Source organism: Bacillus sp. FSL M7-0791 (assembly GCF_038627085.1).
In the GTDB taxonomy this organism is placed as follows: Bacteria; Bacillota; Bacilli; order Bacillales; family Bacillaceae; genus Bacillus; species Bacillus safensis.
Window position 1 is genome coordinate 1,368,672 of record NZ_CP152022.1, and the last position, 21,044, is coordinate 1,389,715.

Annotated in this window: 23 protein-coding genes; 15 read left to right on the plus strand and 8 right to left on the minus strand. The window is 40.5% G+C overall.

Annotated features, from left to right (window positions below):
• Positions 1 to 48: 48 nt before the first annotated feature.
• Entirely contained in the window at positions 49 to 429 is a 381-nt protein-coding gene (locus MHI08_RS06950) for a hypothetical protein (RefSeq protein WP_223250976.1), read from the minus strand.
• Positions 430 to 744: 315 nt separating this feature from the next.
• Between MHI08_RS06950 and MHI08_RS06955 the strand changes: the two genes are divergently transcribed.
• On the plus strand, positions 745 to 864 hold the full coding sequence (locus MHI08_RS06955) for a GapA-binding peptide SR1P (protein WP_003212464.1): 120 nt from the start codon (positions 745 to 747) through the stop codon (positions 862 to 864).
• A gap of 43 nt (positions 865 to 907) precedes the next feature.
• Here the strand turns inward: MHI08_RS06955 and MHI08_RS06960 are convergent, their stop codons facing one another.
• On the minus strand, positions 908 to 2,380 hold the full coding sequence (locus MHI08_RS06960; RefSeq protein WP_342500107.1) for an aminotransferase class I/II-fold pyridoxal phosphate-dependent enzyme: 1,473 nt from the start codon (positions 2,378 to 2,380) through the stop codon (positions 908 to 910).
• Positions 2,381 to 2,570: 190 nt separating this feature from the next.
• Here MHI08_RS06960 and MHI08_RS06965 point away from each other — a divergent pair, with 190 nt between their 5' ends.
• Positions 2,571 to 2,840, plus strand: coding sequence for a UPF0223 family protein (locus tag MHI08_RS06965; RefSeq protein ID WP_024424759.1), 270 nt, complete (start codon positions 2,571 to 2,573; stop codon positions 2,838 to 2,840).
• A gap of 227 nt (positions 2,841 to 3,067) precedes the next feature.
• Here the strand turns inward: MHI08_RS06965 and MHI08_RS06970 are convergent, their stop codons facing one another.
• On the minus strand, positions 3,068 to 3,703 hold the full coding sequence (locus MHI08_RS06970; RefSeq protein ID WP_103132175.1) for a DUF1054 domain-containing protein: 636 nt from the start codon (positions 3,701 to 3,703) through the stop codon (positions 3,068 to 3,070).
• A gap of 286 nt (positions 3,704 to 3,989) precedes the next feature.
• On the opposite strand from MHI08_RS06970, the gene MHI08_RS06975 reads away from it, so the two are divergent.
• From MHI08_RS06975 to MHI08_RS07000, 6 genes are all read left to right on the plus strand, one after another.
• The gene (locus tag MHI08_RS06975; RefSeq protein ID WP_024424761.1) at positions 3,990 to 4,178 is read left to right on the plus strand and encodes a hypothetical protein; all 189 of its coding nucleotides are present in this window, start codon (positions 3,990 to 3,992) and stop codon (positions 4,176 to 4,178) included.
• A gap of 133 nt (positions 4,179 to 4,311) precedes the next feature.
• On the plus strand, positions 4,312 to 5,118 hold the full coding sequence (locus tag MHI08_RS06980) for an inositol monophosphatase family protein (RefSeq protein ID WP_342500108.1): 807 nt from the start codon (positions 4,312 to 4,314) through the stop codon (positions 5,116 to 5,118).
• Positions 5,119 to 5,229: 111 nt separating this feature from the next.
• Positions 5,230 to 7,155, plus strand: a complete 1,926-nt coding sequence (locus MHI08_RS06985) for a hypothetical protein (protein WP_342500109.1) — start codon at positions 5,230 to 5,232, stop codon at positions 7,153 to 7,155.
• A complete protein-coding gene (locus MHI08_RS06990) occupies positions 7,145 to 7,408 on the plus strand; it encodes a hypothetical protein (RefSeq protein WP_125586261.1) in 264 nt (87 codons plus the stop codon). Before MHI08_RS06985 ends, MHI08_RS06990 begins: the two co-directional genes overlap by 11 nt.
• Positions 7,408 to 7,926 (plus strand): sigma-70 family RNA polymerase sigma factor, encoded by a 519-nt coding sequence (locus tag MHI08_RS06995; protein ID WP_342500110.1) that lies wholly within the window; start codon positions 7,408 to 7,410, stop codon positions 7,924 to 7,926. The genes MHI08_RS06990 and MHI08_RS06995 overlap by 1 nt, the downstream gene beginning before the upstream one ends.
• Positions 7,923 to 8,219, plus strand: a complete 297-nt coding sequence (locus tag MHI08_RS07000) for a zf-HC2 domain-containing protein (protein ID WP_044334015.1) — start codon at positions 7,923 to 7,925, stop codon at positions 8,217 to 8,219. The genes MHI08_RS06995 and MHI08_RS07000 overlap by 4 nt, the downstream gene beginning before the upstream one ends.
• Positions 8,220 to 8,260: 41 nt before the next feature.
• Here the strand turns inward: MHI08_RS07000 and MHI08_RS07005 are convergent, their stop codons facing one another.
• Entirely contained in the window at positions 8,261 to 8,896 is a 636-nt protein-coding gene (locus MHI08_RS07005; protein ID WP_024424766.1) for a hypothetical protein, read from the minus strand.
• Positions 8,897 to 9,171: 275 nt separating this feature from the next.
• Complete coding sequence (locus tag MHI08_RS07010) at positions 9,172 to 9,351, minus strand: DUF5325 family protein (protein ID WP_024426900.1); 180 nt, start codon at positions 9,349 to 9,351, stop codon at positions 9,172 to 9,174.
• 113 nt (positions 9,352 to 9,464) lie between these two features.
• Here MHI08_RS07010 and typA point away from each other — a divergent pair, with 113 nt between their 5' ends.
• Complete coding sequence (gene typA / locus MHI08_RS07015; protein WP_048238847.1) at positions 9,465 to 11,303, plus strand: translational GTPase TypA; 1,839 nt, start codon at positions 9,465 to 9,467, stop codon at positions 11,301 to 11,303.
• 54 nt (positions 11,304 to 11,357) lie between these two features.
• Complete coding sequence (locus tag MHI08_RS07020; protein ID WP_003210819.1) at positions 11,358 to 11,681, plus strand: YlaH-like family protein; 324 nt, start codon at positions 11,358 to 11,360, stop codon at positions 11,679 to 11,681.
• A 31-nt stretch (positions 11,682 to 11,712) separates the two neighbouring features.
• On the opposite strand, the gene MHI08_RS07025 is transcribed toward MHI08_RS07020, so the two are convergent.
• Entirely contained in the window at positions 11,713 to 11,946 is a 234-nt protein-coding gene (locus MHI08_RS07025) for a YlaI family protein (RefSeq protein WP_223250959.1), read from the minus strand.
• 99 nt (positions 11,947 to 12,045) lie between these two features.
• Positions 12,046 to 12,663, minus strand: coding sequence for a YhcN/YlaJ family sporulation lipoprotein (locus tag MHI08_RS07030; RefSeq protein WP_342500111.1), 618 nt, complete (start codon positions 12,661 to 12,663; stop codon positions 12,046 to 12,048).
• A gap of 140 nt (positions 12,664 to 12,803) precedes the next feature.
• Here MHI08_RS07030 and MHI08_RS07035 point away from each other — a divergent pair, with 140 nt between their 5' ends.
• The gene (locus tag MHI08_RS07035) at positions 12,804 to 14,126 is read left to right on the plus strand and encodes a PhoH family protein (RefSeq protein ID WP_025092370.1); all 1,323 of its coding nucleotides are present in this window, start codon (positions 12,804 to 12,806) and stop codon (positions 14,124 to 14,126) included.
• A 15-nt stretch (positions 14,127 to 14,141) separates the two neighbouring features.
• On the opposite strand, the gene MHI08_RS07040 is transcribed toward MHI08_RS07035, so the two are convergent.
• On the minus strand, positions 14,142 to 14,624 hold the full coding sequence (locus tag MHI08_RS07040; RefSeq protein ID WP_342500112.1) for a peptidyl-prolyl cis-trans isomerase: 483 nt from the start codon (positions 14,622 to 14,624) through the stop codon (positions 14,142 to 14,144).
• 120 nt (positions 14,625 to 14,744) lie between these two features.
• Between MHI08_RS07040 and glsA the strand changes: the two genes are divergently transcribed.
• The 4 genes from glsA (at position 14,745) to pyc (ending at position 21,026) form a co-directional block, all read left to right on the plus strand.
• On the plus strand, positions 14,745 to 15,674 hold the full coding sequence (gene glsA, locus MHI08_RS07045) for a glutaminase A (protein WP_025092372.1): 930 nt from the start codon (positions 14,745 to 14,747) through the stop codon (positions 15,672 to 15,674).
• A gap of 122 nt (positions 15,675 to 15,796) precedes the next feature.
• Complete coding sequence (locus MHI08_RS07050) at positions 15,797 to 16,078, plus strand: YlaN family protein (RefSeq protein ID WP_003212509.1); 282 nt, start codon at positions 15,797 to 15,799, stop codon at positions 16,076 to 16,078.
• A 210-nt stretch (positions 16,079 to 16,288) separates the two neighbouring features.
• Positions 16,289 to 17,500 (plus strand): putative lipid II flippase FtsW, encoded by a 1,212-nt coding sequence (gene ftsW, locus MHI08_RS07055; RefSeq protein WP_025092373.1) that lies wholly within the window; start codon positions 16,289 to 16,291, stop codon positions 17,498 to 17,500.
• 79 nt (positions 17,501 to 17,579) lie between these two features.
• The gene (gene pyc, locus MHI08_RS07060) at positions 17,580 to 21,026 is read left to right on the plus strand and encodes a pyruvate carboxylase (protein ID WP_342500113.1); all 3,447 of its coding nucleotides are present in this window, start codon (positions 17,580 to 17,582) and stop codon (positions 21,024 to 21,026) included.
• Positions 21,027 to 21,044 lie beyond the last annotated feature (18 nt).

A 21,044-nucleotide genomic window follows, 5' to 3' on the forward strand; every position in this document is an offset into this window, starting at 1 on the left:
GTGAGGAGTTTTTTCATATGGATATATATAAGTGCAAGGTAAATATCATTAGTTTGTATTGACGCGGTCTAAAGCATGACATAAAGGCGATAAGATCTCCTGTTTACTGCGGACATTTCCTTCCACCTTCACGATCACTTTTTCATCATTGACAAGTAAAATAGCCGGTAATTCGTCCACTTCATTTTTCCAGCCTTTACGATCTTCTTTTACAATCATTTTTGACATTTCCTTAGGGTATTCATTTTTTAAATCGAGGACTGCATCATAATAAGGGCTTTCTTTATCAAGGTTTTCTGCATCAGTAAAAAAGAGAATTCTCGGTTTTTGAATATGACGGACTTGGTCGGTCTGATTCGGTATGATATACGCAAATGAGCATGAACTAAGTACAAAGAGCATGGGGAATATAATGAGAAGTGTCCTCATAAAATTCAATCTATTCACCTCAAAATCATTTGGGGTTGTCCCAACATTTTTAGGAGCTTGTTCCCTGTTAGTCACTCTAGTGTATCATGTCCCTTTTGACAATTTTCGATTGTTACTCAATTGTTACAGAATTGATATGAAGCAAAATACAATTGAAACGTTCCCTCAATATGATAAGAAAAAGCACATATTTATAAAAAATGATTAAATGTGTCATACAATTAACCGTTGACAACTTAAATGTGACATCATATTATAGAAATAAGAAATAGATCAAACGCTTTCAAACTATGAATGAAGAAAAGGGGAATGTACGTGGGTACAATTATTTGTCAAGATTGCAATGAAACCATTGATCAATTTGAAAATGAAAAAGTGACAACGCTATACGGAACGTGTGGTCACTGTCATTGCTGTGATGAAGCCTCTGAATAAATAAAAAAGCATGCAGCTCCATTTGGGGCTGCATGTTTCTTTTTTATAAAATTGGTTTTTGTTCCTTAATCACACGGATCATTTCAAGCGTTGAATCTTCAGGTCCTTGGACAGGAAGACCAATTTCAATATTTTTAAAGATATACGATATATTTTCTTCTGTGATAATTTCACCTGGTATAAAAATCGGAATACCTGGCGGATACACCATCACAAACTCTGCGATAATGCGGCCGACTGCTTCCTTAAATGGAACGACTTCCGTTGTAGCGTAAAAGGCGTCACGCGGCGTCATAGCAAGCGATGGGATCTCAGGCAGCAGAACTTCCGTTACCGGTTGTTTGCCGCTCTCACGAGTAGAGGCTGCGGCAATTTCCTGCATCGCCGTCACGAGCGTATCAATTGTCTCATCTGAATCGCCAGGGGTAACGATACATAAAATGTTGTAAAGGTCAGAGAGCTCTACTTCAATTCGATAGCTTTCTCTCAGCCATTTTTCGACATCATGTCCGTTTAACCCAAGGTCTTTAATGGAGATAATTAATTTCGTTGGGTCATAATCGTAAGTGGAAGCTGAACCGAGTACTTCCTTGCCAATGCAGGTAATGCCTTCAATTTGATTCAAGCGGTCTCTCGCTGATTCAGCCAAACGAATGGCTTCTTCAGCTAGTGCCTTTCCTTCAGTGGCTAATCGTTTTCGAGCGACATCAAGTGACGCTAAGAGTAAATAAGAAGTGGACGTTGTCGTCAGCATACTCAAAATCGATTGCACTCGGTCTTTTGAAACAAGCCCTTCCTTCATATTTAAAATAGAGCTCTGCGTAAGAGAGCCGCCGAGTTTATGGACACTTGTTGCTGCCATGTCGGCACCTGCCTGCATCGCAGAGAGGGGAAGCTCATCGTGAAAATGTATATGCACACCGTGTGCTTCATCGACAAGGACAGGCACATCAAATGAATGGGCAATGTCTACGATTGATTTTAAGTCTGCTGAAATACCAAAATACGTTGGATTAATGACAAGCAAACCTTTCGCATCTGGATGCTCAGTGAGCGCCTTTTTGGCTGATTCAGGTGTAATACCGTGAGAGATGCCAAGTTCTTTGTCTATTTCTGGGTGAATAAAAACAGGAACTGCGCCAGAAAATACAATCGCGGACATAATTGATTTATGGACATTACGCGGAACGATAATTTTATCTCCAGGCCCGCATACCGTCATCACCATTGTCATGATAGCGCCGCTTGTGCCTTGAATGGAGAAAAACGTATGATCAGCACCGAAGGCTTCAGCAGCAAGCTCCTGTGCTTCTTTTATCATCCCTCGAGGTGAATGTAAATCATCGAGAGGTTCTATATTAATGAGGTCAATGCTTAATGCATTGTCGCCAATGAATGCTCTAAATTCAGGATCCATTCCGGCTCCTTTTTTATGGCCTGGAATGTGAAATTGGACTGGATTGGTTGCTGCGTGTTTTTTTAGTCCAGTATATAAGGGTGTATCATGTTGTGACAATTGCTTTCCCACCTTCATCGAAATACCTGCTATTATTGTGCCAATTACAGCAGATTTCATTGCATAAAACAAAAGAATTATATTATGAACTGATCGGAATGTAAAGCATAAAATCAATCGGTTTCTGATCAAACAGATGCTATAATAAAAGTTCAAATGAGAAATGAGTGTTAAAGTGAGGGACAAGTAAATGGAATATCAATATCCAATGGATGTCGACTGGACGACAGAGGAAAAAATTGCAGTCATTTCATTTTTTCAGGCTGTTGAAAAAGCCTATGAAAAAGGAATTGCGAAGCAGGAGTTATTAGATGCTTATAAACGATTTAAAGAGGTTGTGCCATCAAAAGCAGAGGAAAAAACGCATTGTGCAGCGTTTGAAAAGGGAAGCGGGTATTCCCCTTATCGTGCAGTGAAAACCGCAAGAGAGGCAGAAGAGACTGCTATTATACGTATGTAAAAAACGAGCCTATAAAGGCTCGTTTCAGCGTGCAGACAAACCCTCGCATTCGGTGTCAGGCCTGCGTGCCGGTGCTCACGAATGTCAAATTCGCTCCGCGCCGGTACTCGTCCTTCCTAGACTTCAAAGGTTTTCTATCACGCTGAAAAAGAAGACAAAGGGCTAAAATCAAAATCATTTTAGCCCTTTGTCAACAATTTGAATCGAGCCTATAAGGGCTCGTTTTTTTATACAGATTCTTTCTGTGTGAAGCGGTATAGATACGTCAGCGTGCGGAAGGCATTTTCGATTTTCGATAGGAATTCTTCATTATTCATTTGAACGACTTCCTCTCTAGGCAGCTGAATGCCGCACAGAAGCTCGGCTTTCTTCACTGTTTGAACACGTTCAAAAAGCGTTTTCAGCTGTTCGGAATCTAGTTCGCTGTGACGCATGACATCTGGTTTCATATGATCTTTAGACCAAACAAAATCTTGCGGTATTTTCTGTTGGATGGTGTCTAGCTCTTTTTCAAATAGCTGGCCGTACTCACCCTTAACTGGAGATTCATAAATGAGCGCAAACCAGACAAAGACATGTGTTTTCCAAAGCCCAATTTGAAAATGAGGGAGCTTTTTATATCCGCGCTTACTGTTTGCAAAAGCAACCCATGTATCATTTGGCGGGTTGACAGATCTTCTAGCATGCTTTGCGACGTGTACAAACATTTCGTCTCCTGTAATAGAAGAAAGAAGTGGTGCAAAATGTTCGCCAAGTGCCTCAAGCTTTGGACGGACTCTTTCTTTTAATACAGTCATTCGTTCATCTAAACCATCAACTGTGAATGTTTCAAAATCTTCATCTCTAAAACGTATTTCACTCATGTTATGCCTCCTGTATCTTTTCGCTGATCATATTTTATCATAGCTTGGGTCAAGCTCAAAAAAAGATGCACCGTCAGATAAAAGATTGTAAAGGGCGTGGTGCAGCGTTTAAAACCTTTCATTTTGTGGTACATCATTAATAGGTAAAGACACAATTTTCAGAATGTCGTTGCGGTTATGCGATCGCTTCATACGATATAAGCAAGAACCATTTCTCTTATCGATTGAATTTTTATCAATGAAAACTGACAAGGAATGAATCATTCTCTGGAAGGGGCGTTGACCAATGAAGCAAATCGTGAAGCAGGGCTATAGACAGGAGAAGAAAAATCGCATCGCTGTGTGGAGATTAGAGGTTGATTATGAGCTTTCTACGCTTCATGAAGCCATCGAACAAAAAGATGACATCCAAATCGAACGCAGCAAACGAAAGCTTGAGCGCCTAAGAAAAGAATGGGAGCAGCTTCAAGGGTAAAACAGCGTGAGGTAAAAACGAACCAATTCATCGGTTCGTTTTTGTATGAAGCTGCTTTTTTCTTGCTTTTACGTACATAATATCAGTATGCTATTACAAATAGGTCCTACATAGAAAAGAGGTTTACAATCTGATGACAAACTGGGTGGAAATTGACCATCTTGCAAAGCTCTGGGTAAAAGAAGCAGGAAGCCGTATTAAAGCGTCCATGCAGGAAGGTCTATCAATTGAAACAAAATCAAATCCAAATGATCTAGTCACGAATATCGATAAAGAAACAGAACGTTTTTTTATTGAAAAAATACAGTCGACATTTTCAGATCATCACATTTTAGGAGAAGAGGGACAAGGGGAAGAGGTCACCTCACTCGATGGAATTGTGTGGATCATTGATCCGATCGATGGCACAATGAACTTTGTCCATCAAAAACGCAACTTTGCCATTTCAATCGGGATATTTGAAAATGGTGTGGGGAAAATCGGTCTTATTTATGACGTCATTCATGACGAGCTCTACCATGCCATTAAAGGAGAAGGAGCCTATATGAACGATATCCTGCTCCCTCCATTAAAAGATGTGGAGATTGAAAAAGCCATTGTGGGTATTAATCCGACATGGGCGATTGAAAGCCCTTATTTTGACGCCAAACCATTTGCCCGTCTTGTGCGTGACGTGAGAGGGACACGAACGATTGGATCAGCTGCCCTTGAGCTTGCTTATATTGCAAGCGGCAGAAGTGACGCATATGTCACCTTAAGGCTTGCGCCGTGGGATTATGCAGCGGGCTGCGTACTGCTTGATGAAGTAGGGGCCGTTTACTCAAATATTCACGGAGAACGTCTTACGTTCCTAGACAAAAACAGTATAGTGGCTGGAAATCGATCCATTTGTGAAAAAATCTTGCATGATTACATAAAAGGAAGCGGAAATAAAAAATAAACGACATCACTTCATGAGAATGAAGTGATTTTTTGTTTTTCCTGAAACTTTTTGGTAAGGCAGATGTCTATACGAATGAGGCCTTAATTTCATGTAAAGGATTGTGTATCAATGTTTGATTTGTTTAGTGATTTATCGCTCCATTTTGAAAGGTATTTTATTTTAAATGAGTACAGTATCCACATCATTCAATGGTGTGTACTTGGACTATTTGTCCTGTTCGTAACACTCCCCATATGGAAAGAAAAGAGGAGTAGTTATGTATTTTATGCTGGAATCGTATTAAGAGTTGTTCTGCTTGGCGGGATGACAGTTGAAATGATCCACCAAGTTCTGTCTAGACAGTATACGATCGAAACATTTGAAGTGCTGACAGATTTTATGCAATTTCTCATTTATGGGTATGTCTTGCTTGCATCACTGTACTATGTGATTACTCTTCCTTATTTAAAAAATAAAGGTATGTTCTTTGTTTTTGATTTATCTGTATTACTTCTGCCTTTATGTCAAACAGTGTTTATTGTGTTTGCTGAAAGCAAAAAGTTCTTTCTTAGCGGTGATACGGGGCTAGTATGGAGAGATATGATCACCATTTTGGTTATGGTTTGCTTTGCCGCTTTGCTGCTGCACCTTTTCTTTCGCTTGTTTTGGCACTGGAAGTGGAAGGAATTGCTGTTGTTCTATGGCCTAATTTTCGCAGCCTTGCTTTATATATTTTATCCTTCTATTTCGAAGTATGAACTTCAATCGACATTTAAATCGATTGTCATTTTAGCGGCAGCAGCAGGAAGCTTTTTGACGATTTATTTGTTATCTGCTTTACTACGGGACAAGCTGAGATTAAGGCAGTGGGGCGCTGGTTGTATAGCTGTCTTTTTTCTGCTGTTACTCAACCCGGTTGTCAATATTCCTCATACCATGTTCCAATTTACCAAAACGGAACTGGTAGATACTTTTTCAGAAGAATATCGCCCTTTATCAGCAGTGAGTGCAAAAGCATTCGCTTCAAAATTTGTACCAGAGGATCAATCGCTTTATTTAAATGCTAGTCATCAGCCTATCCCTTATCATTACGTGTTTGCAGATGATCAGTATGAAGTGAATATTTCTGCGTTTACAGGTGAATTAAGCGGATATTCTTATCGAGGTCGTGTAGAGGGAAAGGAGATGACCGATAAAGAATATAGGAAAAAAACCATTGAATTTTTCGAAAGAAGCGGGCGGTCAATCGATCTACAGCGTATTCAATTAGCTGTAAAAAAAGAGGACGGTGAGACGAATGTTCTTCTTCTGCCAAAAATGTCTCAGAATGAACGTGGCAGCTTTGCGTTTGCCACTTGGAAAAAAGGGACCCTTCGACAAGCGCAATACGAAAACGCCATCTTTCAATTAAAGGATATAGACGGAATCCATTTAACAGAAACGGAGATAAAAAACAGGATCAACAGTATTTATAAACATTTAAATTTAAAGCCGCCAGCTTATCAAATCACAGGCATTGATGAATTTTATTTTAATTGGCAGCATGAAGTGAGGGTCACAACTAAAGATCAATCGGAGTTTCTGTTTAATGGCTCAACAAAAGAAGTTATCAGCTTTAAGCTGTCAAAAGCGATTCTTCAACAGAAAAAAGGGAACGTCAGCGATGAAGATTTGTTAAAAATCATAGGGAAAACGCCAAAAGACGTAAGGAAAGAAACAGGTACTAGTGAAAGCAAACAATATACGTTTAACCGTTCCTCTCATGTCGTCAATCTGTTTAAAGGGGATGATGGAATTGAGTTGAGAGTACAATCAGATTCTTCAATCCCGCACGCAGTATCTAATCAAGATCGGGAGGACGTCTATCAGCAAGTACTTAAAAGGTATAAACCATATACGATTTATAAAAAACAAATAAAACCTGTGAAGATGATCGACAAAGAAGGGAACATCGACATTTCATGGCTTGTCATCATCCAAACCTTCGGATCAAATGAGCATAAAATCTATGAAGTGAATGGACGAACAAAAGAGGTGCATCGTTTTGACAGATAAAGAAAAACAAGCCATCTTTCAAGACTTATATGAACTGTATCAAGAAGGGGATCTGGGAGCCGAGGCCGCCAGCTGGATGAAGGCACACGAACAGCAATTTCAGCATGTGGACGCGGGTAAAAAGCAGTCTTCAGCGCCGATGAAAGGTCAGAATGACTATGACGAGTTAAAACGTATGAAAGGGTTTATTTACTCGTTATATTTCTTTTTTATCGTTTTATCGATTTGGATGACTGTGTGGTTTTATTTTTGATGTCCAGACCAGCAGACCAAATTGAAAAAATCTATGAAGAATATTTTCAGGAAATCACTAAATATTTATATCGCCGGACGGGAAATATGGAAACGGCCAAGGACCTTGCGCAGGACGTATTTATAAAGGCACTGCATGGGTTGTCCTCCTTTAAGGGACATTCTAGTATGAAAACATGGCTTTATACCATTGCATATCACACATTTGTGAATGATTATCGCCGAAAAATAAAATGGACTTTTACGAACGTAGAAGAAATGGATTTCTTAGAGCAGCAGTCGTTCACGACACCAGAAGATCACATCGAAACACAAACTGACATCGAAAGGCTGTGGCATCATATTTATCAGCTGAAGGATTCCTACCGGGAGGTCCTTATTTTAAGAGATATTCAAGAATTGTCATATGAAGAAGTAGCTGAAATTCTGAATTGGACTTTATCTAAAGTCAAAACAACCCTTCATCGAGCCAGATTAGAGCTGAAGCGAATGCTACATTGTGAGGAGTTCAATAAATGAGCTGTTATTTGATTGAAGAATTGTTACCACTTTATATAGAGGGGGACACAAGTGCAGAAACAAATAAAATTGTTGCAGAGCACTTACAATCCTGCGAGAGCTGCCAACACCTTTATCACGAAATGAAAGAGCCAATAACCTTTATACAAACTCCTGATCTCATGCCATATATAGATGAAAAGGAAGAAAGAAGAAAATTTGAAAAGCGCTACTATGGCAAGCTGTTATATCGAGCAAGTATCGCGTTTTGTATAGGATATGTCGTGATGATCATTCTTTATTGGCTGAAATAAAAAACCCCCATCTGGATAAACCAGGTGGGGATTTTTCTAGCTTAGCTTAATTTTTCTTTCGCAATTTGAACTGCATCATAGAACGTTTTCAATTGCTCTTGAGGAATTTTCTTAAGCATTTGGTTGAAAACAAGTAATTCAGTAGAGCTGAATCCAAGACCTTTTGCGATTTTTGAATCAATCACAACGTTTCCTTTTTTGTCTAGAACAAGGGCATCACCAGCAAGATCAGCAATTCTGATCACTGATTTGAAAAGCTTTTCGAATTTAGCCGCTTCTTCTTTTGTAAGACCAAGTTCAACAGCTTTTGCTGCATCAAAAACCAATTTCCCTTTTTCGTTTTTAGTGATGCTTTCACTGAAAACGATTGTAAGAACAGCTGCGCGATCTAAGAATTTCTCAGCAGTCGCCGCTTCTTCTTCAGTTAGTCCGAGCTCAACAGCTTTTTTCACATCAAATGTGTAGTTGTTGTCTTCCTCAACAAATGAATTGATGAGAATGTTGATGACACGCTCGTTTTTCTCCAATAATTCTTTAATGATTTGCTGCTGTTCAAAAGGAATTCCTTTGAAAGTTGCAGCGCTTGCTTGCCCAGGAGCTACTGTTGTGAAAGTAAGAATGATAGCTAAAGCGAAAAATACAACAGAGCTGAGCGATTTGCTCAAAAACTTCTTCATGCTTCTTTTCTCTCCCTTTTCTGTTAAATTTTGTTGCAAGAAAAGCATACCATGAGAAACTTTGTGGAAGAATAGGAAAATTGTAACTTTATGTTTGATTTTGGAGAACTATAAAAGTTCTTGTCGAAAAATGGAGGGGTTCAGATTGCTTACTTTTGTCAACTCTTCAAGATACGTTCCGTCTGATGAATGAAGCTTTCATAGGTGATTTGTCTTGCTTTTACTCAAAATAAAAAGCCTTCTACATGTAGAATGTAAAAGGCTTTTCACTAATTTTATGATTGCACGTTTAATTTTCTTTTTAATGTAAATCCTGTACCCATGAAAATCATGGCGAACACGATACTTAAACATATGCCCAGTATGTTTTTTTCTGCAAGAGTTACCCCAATAAACGCCATACTGACAACTGCAAGTAATGCACATAATAATAGAAGCCATTTGATTTGTTTCATATGTCCCCATCCCTTTTTTTAGAGTTAATATAAGTTTACAGAAAAACGATCGGCATTTAAAGGGGATTGTGATATAATATGAAAGTTATCTAATTATTTTAGGAGATGAAAATGTGAAACTTCGAAAAGACCTTCGCAACATCGCAATTATTGCCCACGTTGACCATGGTAAAACGACGCTTGTTGACCAATTGCTCCATCAAGCTGGTACTTTCCGTGCGAATGAAAATATCGCTGAGAGAGCCATGGATTCAAATGATTTAGAGCGAGAGCGCGGTATTACGATTTTAGCTAAAAATACTGCGATAAATTATAAAGATACACGCATTAATATTTTAGATACACCAGGACACGCCGATTTCGGTGGTGAAGTTGAGCGTATCATGAAAATGGTAGATGGTGTACTCCTTGTTGTGGATGCTTATGAAGGCTGTATGCCTCAAACACGCTTTGTGCTGAAAAAAGCACTTGAGCAAAACTTAACACCAATCGTTGTCGTCAATAAAATTGACCGCGACTTTGCTCGTCCGGCTGAAGTAGTCGATGAAGTGATTGACTTGTTCATTGAATTGGATGCAACAGAAGAACAGCTTGAGTTCCCAGTTGTCTATGCATCAGCAATCAATGGTACAGCAAGTAACGATGCGAGCAAGCAAGATGAAAACATGGAATCTTTGTTTGAAGCTATTGTGAACCATATTCCTTGCCCGGTTGATAACCATGAAGAGCCGCTTCAATTCCAAGTGGCGCTACTTGATTACAATGATTATGTTGGCAGAATTGGAATTGGCCGTGTATTCAGAGGAACAATGCAAGTAGGACAGCAGGTAGCCTTGATGAAAGTCGACGGCACTGTGAAACAATTCCGCGTGACAAAGATCTTTGGTTTCCAAGGGTTAAAACGAGTGGAAATCAACGAAGCGAAAGCGGGAGATCTTGTCGCTGTATCTGGAATGGAAGACATCAACGTAGGTGAAACGGTTTGTCCGGTAGAACACCAAGAGGCACTTCCAATCCTTCGTATTGATGAGCCGACACTTCAAATGACGTTTGTTGTAAACAACAGCCCATTTGCAGGCCGTGAAGGAAAATACGTGACATCACGTAAAATCGAAGAGCGTTTAGAGCAGCAGCTTCAAACAGACGTCAGTCTTCGTGTAGATCCAACTGATTCACCTGATGCTTGGGTTGTTTCTGGACGCGGAGAGCTTCACTTATCCATTCTCATTGAGAATATGAGACGTGAAGGATTTGAATTACAAGTATCGAAGCCAGAAGTTATTGTAAAAGAAGTTGATGGTGTTCGATGTGAGCCTGTAGAGCGCGTTCAAATTGATGTACCAGAAGAGCATACTGGCTCTGTTATGGAATCAATGGGTGCAAGAAAAGGTGAAATGATTGACATGATCAACAATGGTAACGGTCAAGTTCGCCTGATCTTTACAGTGCCATCACGTGGTTTAATTGGATATACAACTGAATTTCTTTCATTAACTCGTGGTTTTGGTATTTTGAACCATACGTTTGACAGCTACCAGCCAATGCAGTCTGGTCAAGTTGGCGGACGCCGTCAAGGTGTACTTGTTTCAATGGAAACAGGTAAAGCGACTGCTTACGGAATCCAAGGTGTTGAAGAGCGCGGTGTGATCTTCGTTGAGCCGGGTACTGAAGTATACCAAGGGATGATTGTTGGAGAGCATAACCGTGAGAACGACCTTGTTGTAAACGTAAGCCGTATGAAACAACAAACAAACGTACGTTCAGCGACGAAAGATCAAACAGTTAGCATGAAAAAACCTCGCATTATGTCACTTGAGGAATCTCTTGAGTACTTGAATGAAGACGAATACTGTGAGGTTACTCCTGAATCAATTCGTCTTAGAAAGAAAATTTTAGACAAAAACGAACGTGAGAGAGCAGCGAAGAAGAAAAAGCTAGCAGGATTATCTTAATTCCATGAAGAATTAAAAAGATAGAACCCTGAAAGATAAGGGGAGGGAATCTTTTTGAATGATCAGGAAGTAAGTGAAAATCTATCCTTTTTCGCGATGCTGTTTCGTGTCGATGAAAATCCGCAAACAGGGATGTGGCTCCTATATGGCACCATCCTTGTTTTAGCGATTATTGTTTTTAAGCTCGGCTTTGCAAGACGTTTACCGATTTTAAAAGCGCTCGTGATTTATTTGTTTTTGATTTTTGGCTGCACGTTTCTCACATTTCTAGGAATCTTCCTGCCAGTAGCGGAAGGACTGGTTGTGGCAGCTGCCATTTTGATTATTTATAAAATACGGCTGCATCGTGCGAAAAAAGAAGGAACAGTCAATACGTAAAAAAAGACCTGAACATGTGTCAGGTCTTTTTTTATGTCTTTTGTTCTTTCTTTCCTTTTTTCTTCTTTTTCTCTTTTGTCGCAGGATCCTGATAAAGAGAGAATCTGCCGGTTTTGATGCGAGCTTCTGTCTTTATTTTAATGCGTTCTTGGCAGTCATCGCACATATATGTATGAATTGGCCGGTTTCTTAACCGTTTCGCAACGAGTGTATCATCATCAATGGTTTCAAGCTTTTCACATAATGAGCACTTCACTCTCATCATTTTCACCTCACTTTAATGCATTTATTATAGCATGTTTTCCAGCTACTTAAAATCAGCGTAGAAAAAGGCTTATATCACAGGAGATATAAGCCGTTCTCATTAGTTCTTCTGATTCATATGATGGTTTGATTGGTCGTTCTGATTTTTTTCTAACTGTTTTTGATCTCGTTCTTTGAGCTGATTATTCGGATCATTTGTCGGATCCTTTTCATTACGGTCGATCTCATTTCTCGGCATCTCTGGCATCACGCGGCCGACAATGGCAGCCAGTTCATCCATAATACCGCTTACCGGACGACCTGCTTGAATTTCTTTGCCCATTTCTTTTAAACGGCTGACTGTATCCGGATCAGCAACCACAACAGCATTTGCACCTTCCGGGTCATTTCTCAGCGCTTTTGCAACTGAATATTTAATGGTTTCTACTTTGCTTCTATCTAAATCATCTTTTACATCAATACCAACAACAGCATAGCGTCCGATGACGATTGCCGTTGCATCATTGACATCTGCTACGTGCTCAGTCACATTGACAAGATGCTGCGCAACATCTGTGGATGGGCGGGCTTGATCTGTCTTTTTCTTCGATGAGTCAGACACCCTTACTAAGTGCTGGCGTCCATCTTGCTTGTCCAGCGCCTCTGGCTTTTCCTGCTGCTGGCAAGCGCCTAACAGAATGATCGTTTGAATCATGAATAATGTTAAAAATAGTCGCATCTAAATTCCCTCCTTCACAAACTGTATGATTTATTTTATTGTTGAATTAACCTTCTAACTTTATTCATGAAAACATATATTTTAACAATCGTTTTGGGAAAGACAAGGATGAATGAAACCCCGATCAGGAGGCGAAGGACCTGAGTAAAATTTATGTATTAGACACAAATGTGTTATTACAGGATCCGAATTCAATCTTTTCATTTGAAGACAACGAGGTCGTCATTCCGGCCGTTGTGTTAGAAGAAGTAGACTCGAAAAAGAGATACATGGACGAGGTTGGGCAAAACGCCCGGCGCGTCTCACGTTTAATCGACGGTTTGAGATCGAAAGGGAAACTGCATGAAAAAATTACACTAGAATCAAAAGGGACGCTGCGCATCGAGCTGAATCACCGCTCTTTCCATGAACTTCAAGAAATTTTTATTGAAAAAACGAACGATAATCGGATTTTAGCGGTCGCGAAAAATTTGAGCTTAGAGGAAGAAACAAAGCCTCACGGCCGGCCTGTCATTTTGGTCAGTAAGGATGTCTTAGTCAGGGTAAAGGCAGATGCTATAGGTCTCCAAGCAGAGGACTTCTTAAGTGATCGTGTGCTGCAAAACGAAGACATTGATAACGGCTATCATGAGCTCTATATTCCGACCGAGCAATTGAATACATTTTATAAGCAAAGTCAATTGCCGATAAAAGAAGTCACAAGTGCACCATTAAACCCTCATCAATTTGTCATTATGAAGGGGAATGAAGGCGGTTCTGCTTTAGGAATGCTTGATCAAAAGGCAGAGCATGTGAAACGGCTTATTTATGATCAAGAGCATGTTTGGGGAATCCGTCCGAAAAATGTTCAGCAGACGATGGCCCTAGAGCTGCTATTGCGACGTGATATTCCGCTTGTGACATTGATCGGAAAAGCGGGTACTGGTAAAACACTCCTTGCACTTGCTGCCGGATTAATGCAGACAGAGGATCTCGGCATGTTTAAAAAACTGATCGTAGCCCGTTCCATTGTCCCTGTTGGCAAGGATTTAGGCTACTTGCCGGGTGAAAAGGAAGAGAAACTCAGACCATGGATGCAGCCGATTTATGACAACCTGGAATTTTTATTTAATACAAAAAAACCTGGTGAACTTGATGCCATTTTGGCGGGAATTGGTTCTATTCAAGTGGAAGCTTTAACGTATATCCGTGGAAGAAGTATTCCTGATCAATTTATTATCATTGATGAGGCGCAGAATTTAACGAAACACGAGGTAAAAACATTATTAACGCGCGTCGGAGAGGGAAGTAAAATTGTGCTGATGGGGGACCCGGAGCAGATTGATCATCCTTATTTAGACAGCTTAAATAATGGGCTTACGTATGTCATTGAGCGGTTCAAAGGTCAGCAAATATCTGGACATGTCAAGCTTGTCAAAGGAGAAAGGTCTGGACTTGCACAGCTTGCAGCTGATTTGCTGTAGTCCAGACCCTCTGTCTTATGTAATGATGAGCTCTTTGACACCTTTTATCGGCTGAGTGAGGTTGGACTGATCTGCGAAATAAACGTGGATTGGTCCTTCTTCTGTCATCGGCTTCCCATTTTGGCTGAAATGTGCAATGCTTTCCATTGCCTGAGAAAGCGGAACAGCAATTGTCTCTGTTTCTGTGACAAATTCGCATGTGTCTGCATGTTCAAGCGGTTCTGCATTTTTCAGCATATCACCCAGCTTCATTCCGAAGCTGCCTGTGATGAGTCTTTCCTTTTCGTACTTCTTCTCTGTTTTTAAAGTGGGTGGAAGTGTTTGTCCTTCTCTGATCACCCGCTCTTGGTCAAGCTCCTGATCCAGCTGACTTTCTTCATTTGCCATGCTTTTTTCAAAAAATGAATCCATTAAAAATTTGCGGTCATCAAAAATCCATACACTTGGATCAATGGTGATCTTGTATTTTACGTTCCCCTTAATTTGAATGATGCTCATGTTCAAGACAACCCCTTTCCAACATAAATTATAGAAGTTTTCGCCTGCTTTGTCACTTTCATAAACATGCTTTTCCTTGTACACACTAATCGTACATGAAAGATAGAGAGGATGTTGGGCATGGCATGTCGTGACAATGAAGAGCTTCAGCGATTTGTAGAAGAAGCAAAAAAAGTGGCCAAAGATGGCAAAGTAGCATCCTATATTCCCGCTCTCGCTAAAGCGGATCAGACGGATTTATCTGTGGCTGTTTACCATGTGAGTAATACTTGCCACTCGGCAGGAGATGTAGATAAACGCTTTACCCTGCAAAGTATTTCTAAAGTATTAGCCCTTGCGCTCGTACTCTCAGAAGAAGGGCCAAAAAAAGTCTTTCAATTTGTTGGACAAGAGCCAACAGGTGATCCGTTTAATTCAATGATAAAGCTGGAAACAGCAAGTCCGAATAAGCCGCTGAATCCAATGATTAATGCAGGAGCGCTTGCAGTCACAAGCTTAATAAGAGGAGCGACTCCGCAAGATCAGCTGAACCGCTTGCTCCGCTTTATTAGAGAGCTCGCAAATGATAAAAGCATTACATACTGCAAGGAAACAGCCGCATCCGAATTTGAGACATCGATGATTAACCGGGCTATGTGCTATTATATGAAGCAATATCATATTATTAGAGGGAACGTAGAAGAGGTCATGGATGTGTATACGAAACAATGCGCCATCATGATGAACAGCTTAGATTTGGCGAAAATTGCTTGTGTTTTTTCATTAGATGGCAGACATCCAGAGACGGGCAAGCAAATTCTTTCAAAAGATGTCGCTAGAATTTGTAAAACCTTTATGGTGACGTGCGGCATGTATAATGCAAGCGGGGAATTTGCCATTAATATCGGCATACCTGCTAAAAGCGGTGTTTCAGGCGGGATTATGGGAGCGGCACCATATGATTTTGGGATCGGAATTTTCGGTCCTGCCCTGGATGAAAAAGGGAATAGTATTGCTGGGATTAAGCTGCTTGAGCTTATGAGTGAAAAATATGAGATGAGTATCTTTTAATGAGAAATGTCTTCTTTTTATTTTCACAAAGCGAACTGTACAAATCTGCTTGCAATTTTGGGCGTTTCGCTTTATGATAAATAGAAGAATTAGGTACTCGCCTGGGGAACGGAGGGATACTTTTGGCGTCAGAAATTTTAGTCGATCATCGGCAAAAAGCACTGGCTTTATTAAAATTGGATGCAGATAAAATTTTAAAATTGATCCAAGTGCAAATGGACAACTTAACGATGCCGCAATGTCCTCTTTATGAAGAGGTTTTAGATACTCAAATGTTCGGATTATCGAGAGAGATTGATTTTGCTGTCCGGCTTGGATTAGTTGATCAACATGAAGGCAAGAAACTACTCGATAAACTTGAGAGAGAGCTTTCCGCACTTCATGATGCGTTCACAAAAAAATAACGATTGAAAACTCAAACTTCCACAACATAAGTTTGAGTTTTTTTGTCCCCTATTTTCTTTTGATGGATTGACGGCAAACGGACTTGATTCTTTCATGAATGACGAACAATATAAAAGAGGTAAAACGGGATCAAACGGAGAAAATGTAGTAGAATAAGAACAGCTAAGAAGATATCAAGCAGTAGAAACAGACGTTAGGAAGAGGATTATATGTTAAAGAGAATGCTAAAATCGTATGACTACTCATTATTGTTCGCCATTATCTTAATCAGCGCATTTGGTTTGGTTATGGTGTATAGCTCAAGTATGATTACATCTGTTATCAGATACGATGCCGCGCCAGATAACTTTTTTAAGAAACAGCTCTTATTTATGATTGTTGGAGCAGTCATCTTGATCTTTACAGCATTAGTTCCATATCAGCTGTTTTCAAATAAGAAATTCCAGATTGGTATGCTGCTGATTTCAGTTTTTTCCCTCATCTATGTGTACTTTGGCGGTCATATTGCAGGGAACGCAAGAAGCTGGATCAAATTAGGCCCTTTTAGTCTTCAGCCAGCTGAATTTGTAAAGATTGTCGTCATCATCTATCTTGCTGCGGTGTATGCCAAAAAGCAGCATTATATTGATCATATTTTAAGAGGTGTCACGCCTCCAATCGTGATTGTCTCTATCCTGTGCGGATTTATCATTTTGCAGCCAGACTATGGGACAGCCTTTATCATTGGCATGATTGCCCTTGCGATGATTTTATGCTCAGGCTTTAGCGGCAAAACGCTTGCGAAGCTGCTGGCGCTATTTAGTGCAGTAATGGTCGTCGTGACCCCGTTTATTATTCTTTTTTGGGATAAAATTTTCACGCAAAATCGTCTCGGACGTTTTGAGAGTTTCCAAGATCCATTTAAAGATGCAGGGGCTACTGGGCATCAATTGATTAATTCATATTATGCGATTGGATCAGGCGGCTTTTTTGGACTCGGTCTAGGAGAAAGCGTTCAAAAGTACGGGTATCTTCCAGAACCGCACACAGACTTTATCATGGCAATTATCTCAGAAGAGCTTGGTTTTTTCGGCGTGTTTTTTGTTCTCGCTCTTCTTGGTTTCATCGTCGTGAAAGGTTTTTATATTGCGAGGAAGTGTGAAGATCCGTTTGGAAGTTTGCTTGCAATAGGAATTTCCTCCATGATTGCGATCCAAACTTGTATCAATTTAGGCGGTGTTTCAGGTCTTATTCCAATTACTGGGGTGACACTTCCGTTTATCAGCTACGGGGGATCGTCTATCATTTTACTTAGCATCTGTATGGGAATGCTGCTGAATATCAGCATGTTTACTGAATATAAAGAGCGTTACAAAAAGAAAAAATCAATGAGCAAACCAGCGGTTGAAAAAAATGGATTGCAGAAAACTTTGAATCTTTAGAAAACAAAAGTGTACAGTTTTCATTTCTTCCTTTATTATAGAGTACATATAAAATTTTAAGGGATATGGAGGAGTGAGAATGTCACAGAGAACAATTCAAAAGGTTCTAGTTGCAAACAGAGGGGAAATCGCTATCAGAGTCTTCAGGGCCTGTACGGAGCTCAATTTACGTACAGTGGCCATTTATTCCAAAGAAGACTCGGGCTCTTATCATCGCTATAAAGCTGATGAAGCATATCTAGTTGGAGAAGGGAAGAAACCGATTGATGCCTACCTCGATATCGAGGGGATCATCGAAATTGCAAAACGAAATGACGTGGATGCGATTCATCCAGGCTACGGATTTTTATCCGAAAACATTCATTTTGCAAGACGATGCGAAGAGGAAGGCATTCAATTTATCGGTCCAACTTCTCAGCATTTAGATATGTTTGGAGATAAAGTAAAGGCGAGAGATGAAGCGAAAAAAGCTGGTATTCCAGTCATTCCAGGAAGTGACGGACCAGTTGATTCGGTCGAAGAAGTCGAAAAATTCGGTGAAGAATACGGTTACCCGTTTATTATTAAAGCTTCACTAGGCGGCGGCGGCCGGGGTATGCGGATTGTCAGATCAAAAGAAGAGCTGAAGGAAGCCTATGACCGTGCGAAGTCAGAGGCAAAAGCTGCTTTTGGAAATGACGAAGTATACGTTGAAAAGCTGATTGAAAATCCAAAACATATTGAAGTGCAGGTGATTGGAGACAATCACGGCAATATCATTCATTTATACGAGCGTGACTGCTCTGTTCAAAGGCGGCATCAAAAGGTCATTGAAGTGGCGCCAAGTGTGTCTCTAACAGATCAATTGCGTGAAGATATTTGCGAAGCGGCTGTCCAGCTGGCCCAAAATGTATCGTACATTAATGCAGGGACTGTAGAATTCCTAGTTGCAAATGGAGAGTTTTACTTTATTGAAGTCAATCCAAGGGTGCAGGTAGAACACACGATCACAGAAATGATCACAGGTGTCGATATCGTTCAAACCCAAATTCTTGTTGCAAAGGGGCATAACCTTCACAGCAAAGAAGTTGGTATTCCAAAGCAAGAAGATATCTTTACACACGGCTTTGCCATTCAATCAAGGGTCACAACAGAAGATCCTTTAAATGACTTTATGCCAGACACAGGAAAAATTATGGCCTACCGCTCAGGTGGGGGATTTGGTGTACGTCTTGATACAGGGAACAGCTTCCAAGGTGCGGTCATTACACCTTATTACGACTCACTATTGGTCAAGCTGTCTACATGGGCGCTCACGTTTGATCAAGCGGCTGCTAAAATGGTTCGAAATTTACAAGAATTCAGGATTCGCGGAATTAAAACTAACATCCCATTTCTTGAAAATGTGGCTAAGCATGAGAAGTTCCTAAAAGGGGAATACGATACATCGTTTATCGACTCAACGCCAGAGCTATTTAATTTCCCTAAGCAAAAAGACCGCGGAACGAAGATGTTGACTTATATTGGTAACGTTACCATTAATGGGTTCCCAGGTATTGCGGAGAAAAAGAAGCCTCATTTTGACAAGCCAGACGTACCGAAGCTTCCTCTCAATCAAGAGATTCCGTCTGGGACAAAACAATTGTTAGATACGCATGGACCTGAGGGGCTTGCCAACTGGGTGAAAGAACAAAATAACGTCCTTTTAACTGACACAACCTTTAGAGATGCGCATCAGTCTCTGCTTGCGACACGCTTCAGAACACATGATTTAAAGAAAGTTGCCCAGCCGACAGCAGGTTTATGGCCAGAGCTGTTTAGTATGGAAATGTGGGGCGGGGCTACATTTGATGTTGCGTACCGTTTCTTAAAAGAAGATCCTTGGGAACGATTGAAAGAGCTTCGTCAAGAAGTGCCAAACACGCTGTTCCAAATGCTATTAAGATCATCAAACGCTGTCGGATATACAAACTATCCAGATAATGTGATCAAAGCATTTGTAAAAGAATCAGCCGAGGCAGGCATTGATGTGTTCCGTATTTTCGACAGCTTAAACTGGGTCAAAGGCATGACGCTTGCTATTGATTCTGTTCGGGAATCAGGCAAAGTGGCAGAGGCGGCGATTTGTTATACGGGGGATATTCTTGATCCATCTCGTCCAAAATATGATCTTGGGTACTATGTATCTCTTGCAAAAGAGCTTGAATCTGCCGGCGCACATATTTTAGGTATTAAAGATATGGCGGGGCTATTAAAACCGCAGGCAGCCTACGAGCTAGTCTCTGCTTTAAAAGATGAGCTTACGATCCCTATCCATCTTCATACGCATGACACGAGTGGAAATGGACTGTTCACCTATGCAAGAGCGATTGATGCAGGTGTTGATATTGTGGATGTTGCCGTCAGCTCTATGGCAGGACTCACATCGCAGCCAAGTGCAAGCTCACTTTATTATGCTTTAGATGGACATGAAAGAAAGCCAGACATGAATGTCCAATCTGTCGAACGCCTTTCTCAATACTGGGATTCCGTCAGAAAATACTATCATGAATTTGAAAGCGGCATGAATTCGCCTCATACAGAAATTTATGAGCATGAAATGCCTGGCGGTCAATATAGTAACTTGCAGCAGCAGGCGAAAGGTGTCGGTCTTGGCGAGCGCTGGAATGAAGTAAAGGAAATGTACAGACGTGTGAATGACATGTTTGGTGATATTGTAAAGGTGACACCATCCTCTAAAGTAGTTGGAGATATGGCACTTTATATGGTGCAAAATGATCTAACAGAAGAAGATGTTTATGAAAAAGGCGCAACACTAGACTTCCCGGATTCTGTTGTGGAATTATTTAAAGGCTATTTAGGCCAGCCGCATGGCGGATTCCCAGAAAAGCTACAAAAGCTGATTTTAAAAGGGGAAGAGCCTCTTACTGTCAGACCTGGTGAGAAGCTGAAGCCAGTGGACTTTGAAGACATTAAGAAGCAGTTCAAAGAATCTCATGACCTGGCGTTAACAGAGAAAGACGCAATTGCGTATGCCTTATATCCGAAAGTCTTTTCTGAATTTGTCCAAACAGCAGAAAGCTATGGTGACATCTCTGTTCTTGATACACCAACGTTCTTCTACGGGATGAGACTCGGAGAAGAGATTGAGGTAGAAATCGAAAAAGGAAAAACCCTGATTGTCAAACTCGTATCAATTGGTGAACCGAATCCAGATGCCACAAGAGTTCTTTACTTTGAGTTAAATGGCCAGCCGCGTGAAGTGGTGATTAAGGATGAAAGCATCAAATCCTCCGTTCAAGAAAAAATGAAGGCGGACCGTTCAAATCCAAATCACATCGCCGCATCGATGCCAGGCACTGTCATCAAAGTACTCGTCGAAAAAGGGCAGAAAATTTCACAAGGTGAGCATTTGATGATCAATGAAGCCATGAAAATGGAAACGACTGTACAAGCTCCATTTTCTGCGGTCGTAGATGAAATACATGTGACAAATGGAGAACCGATTCAAACCGGTGATCTGTTAATTGTATTAAAGCCTGAATAAGAAGCGAGACACATCCAC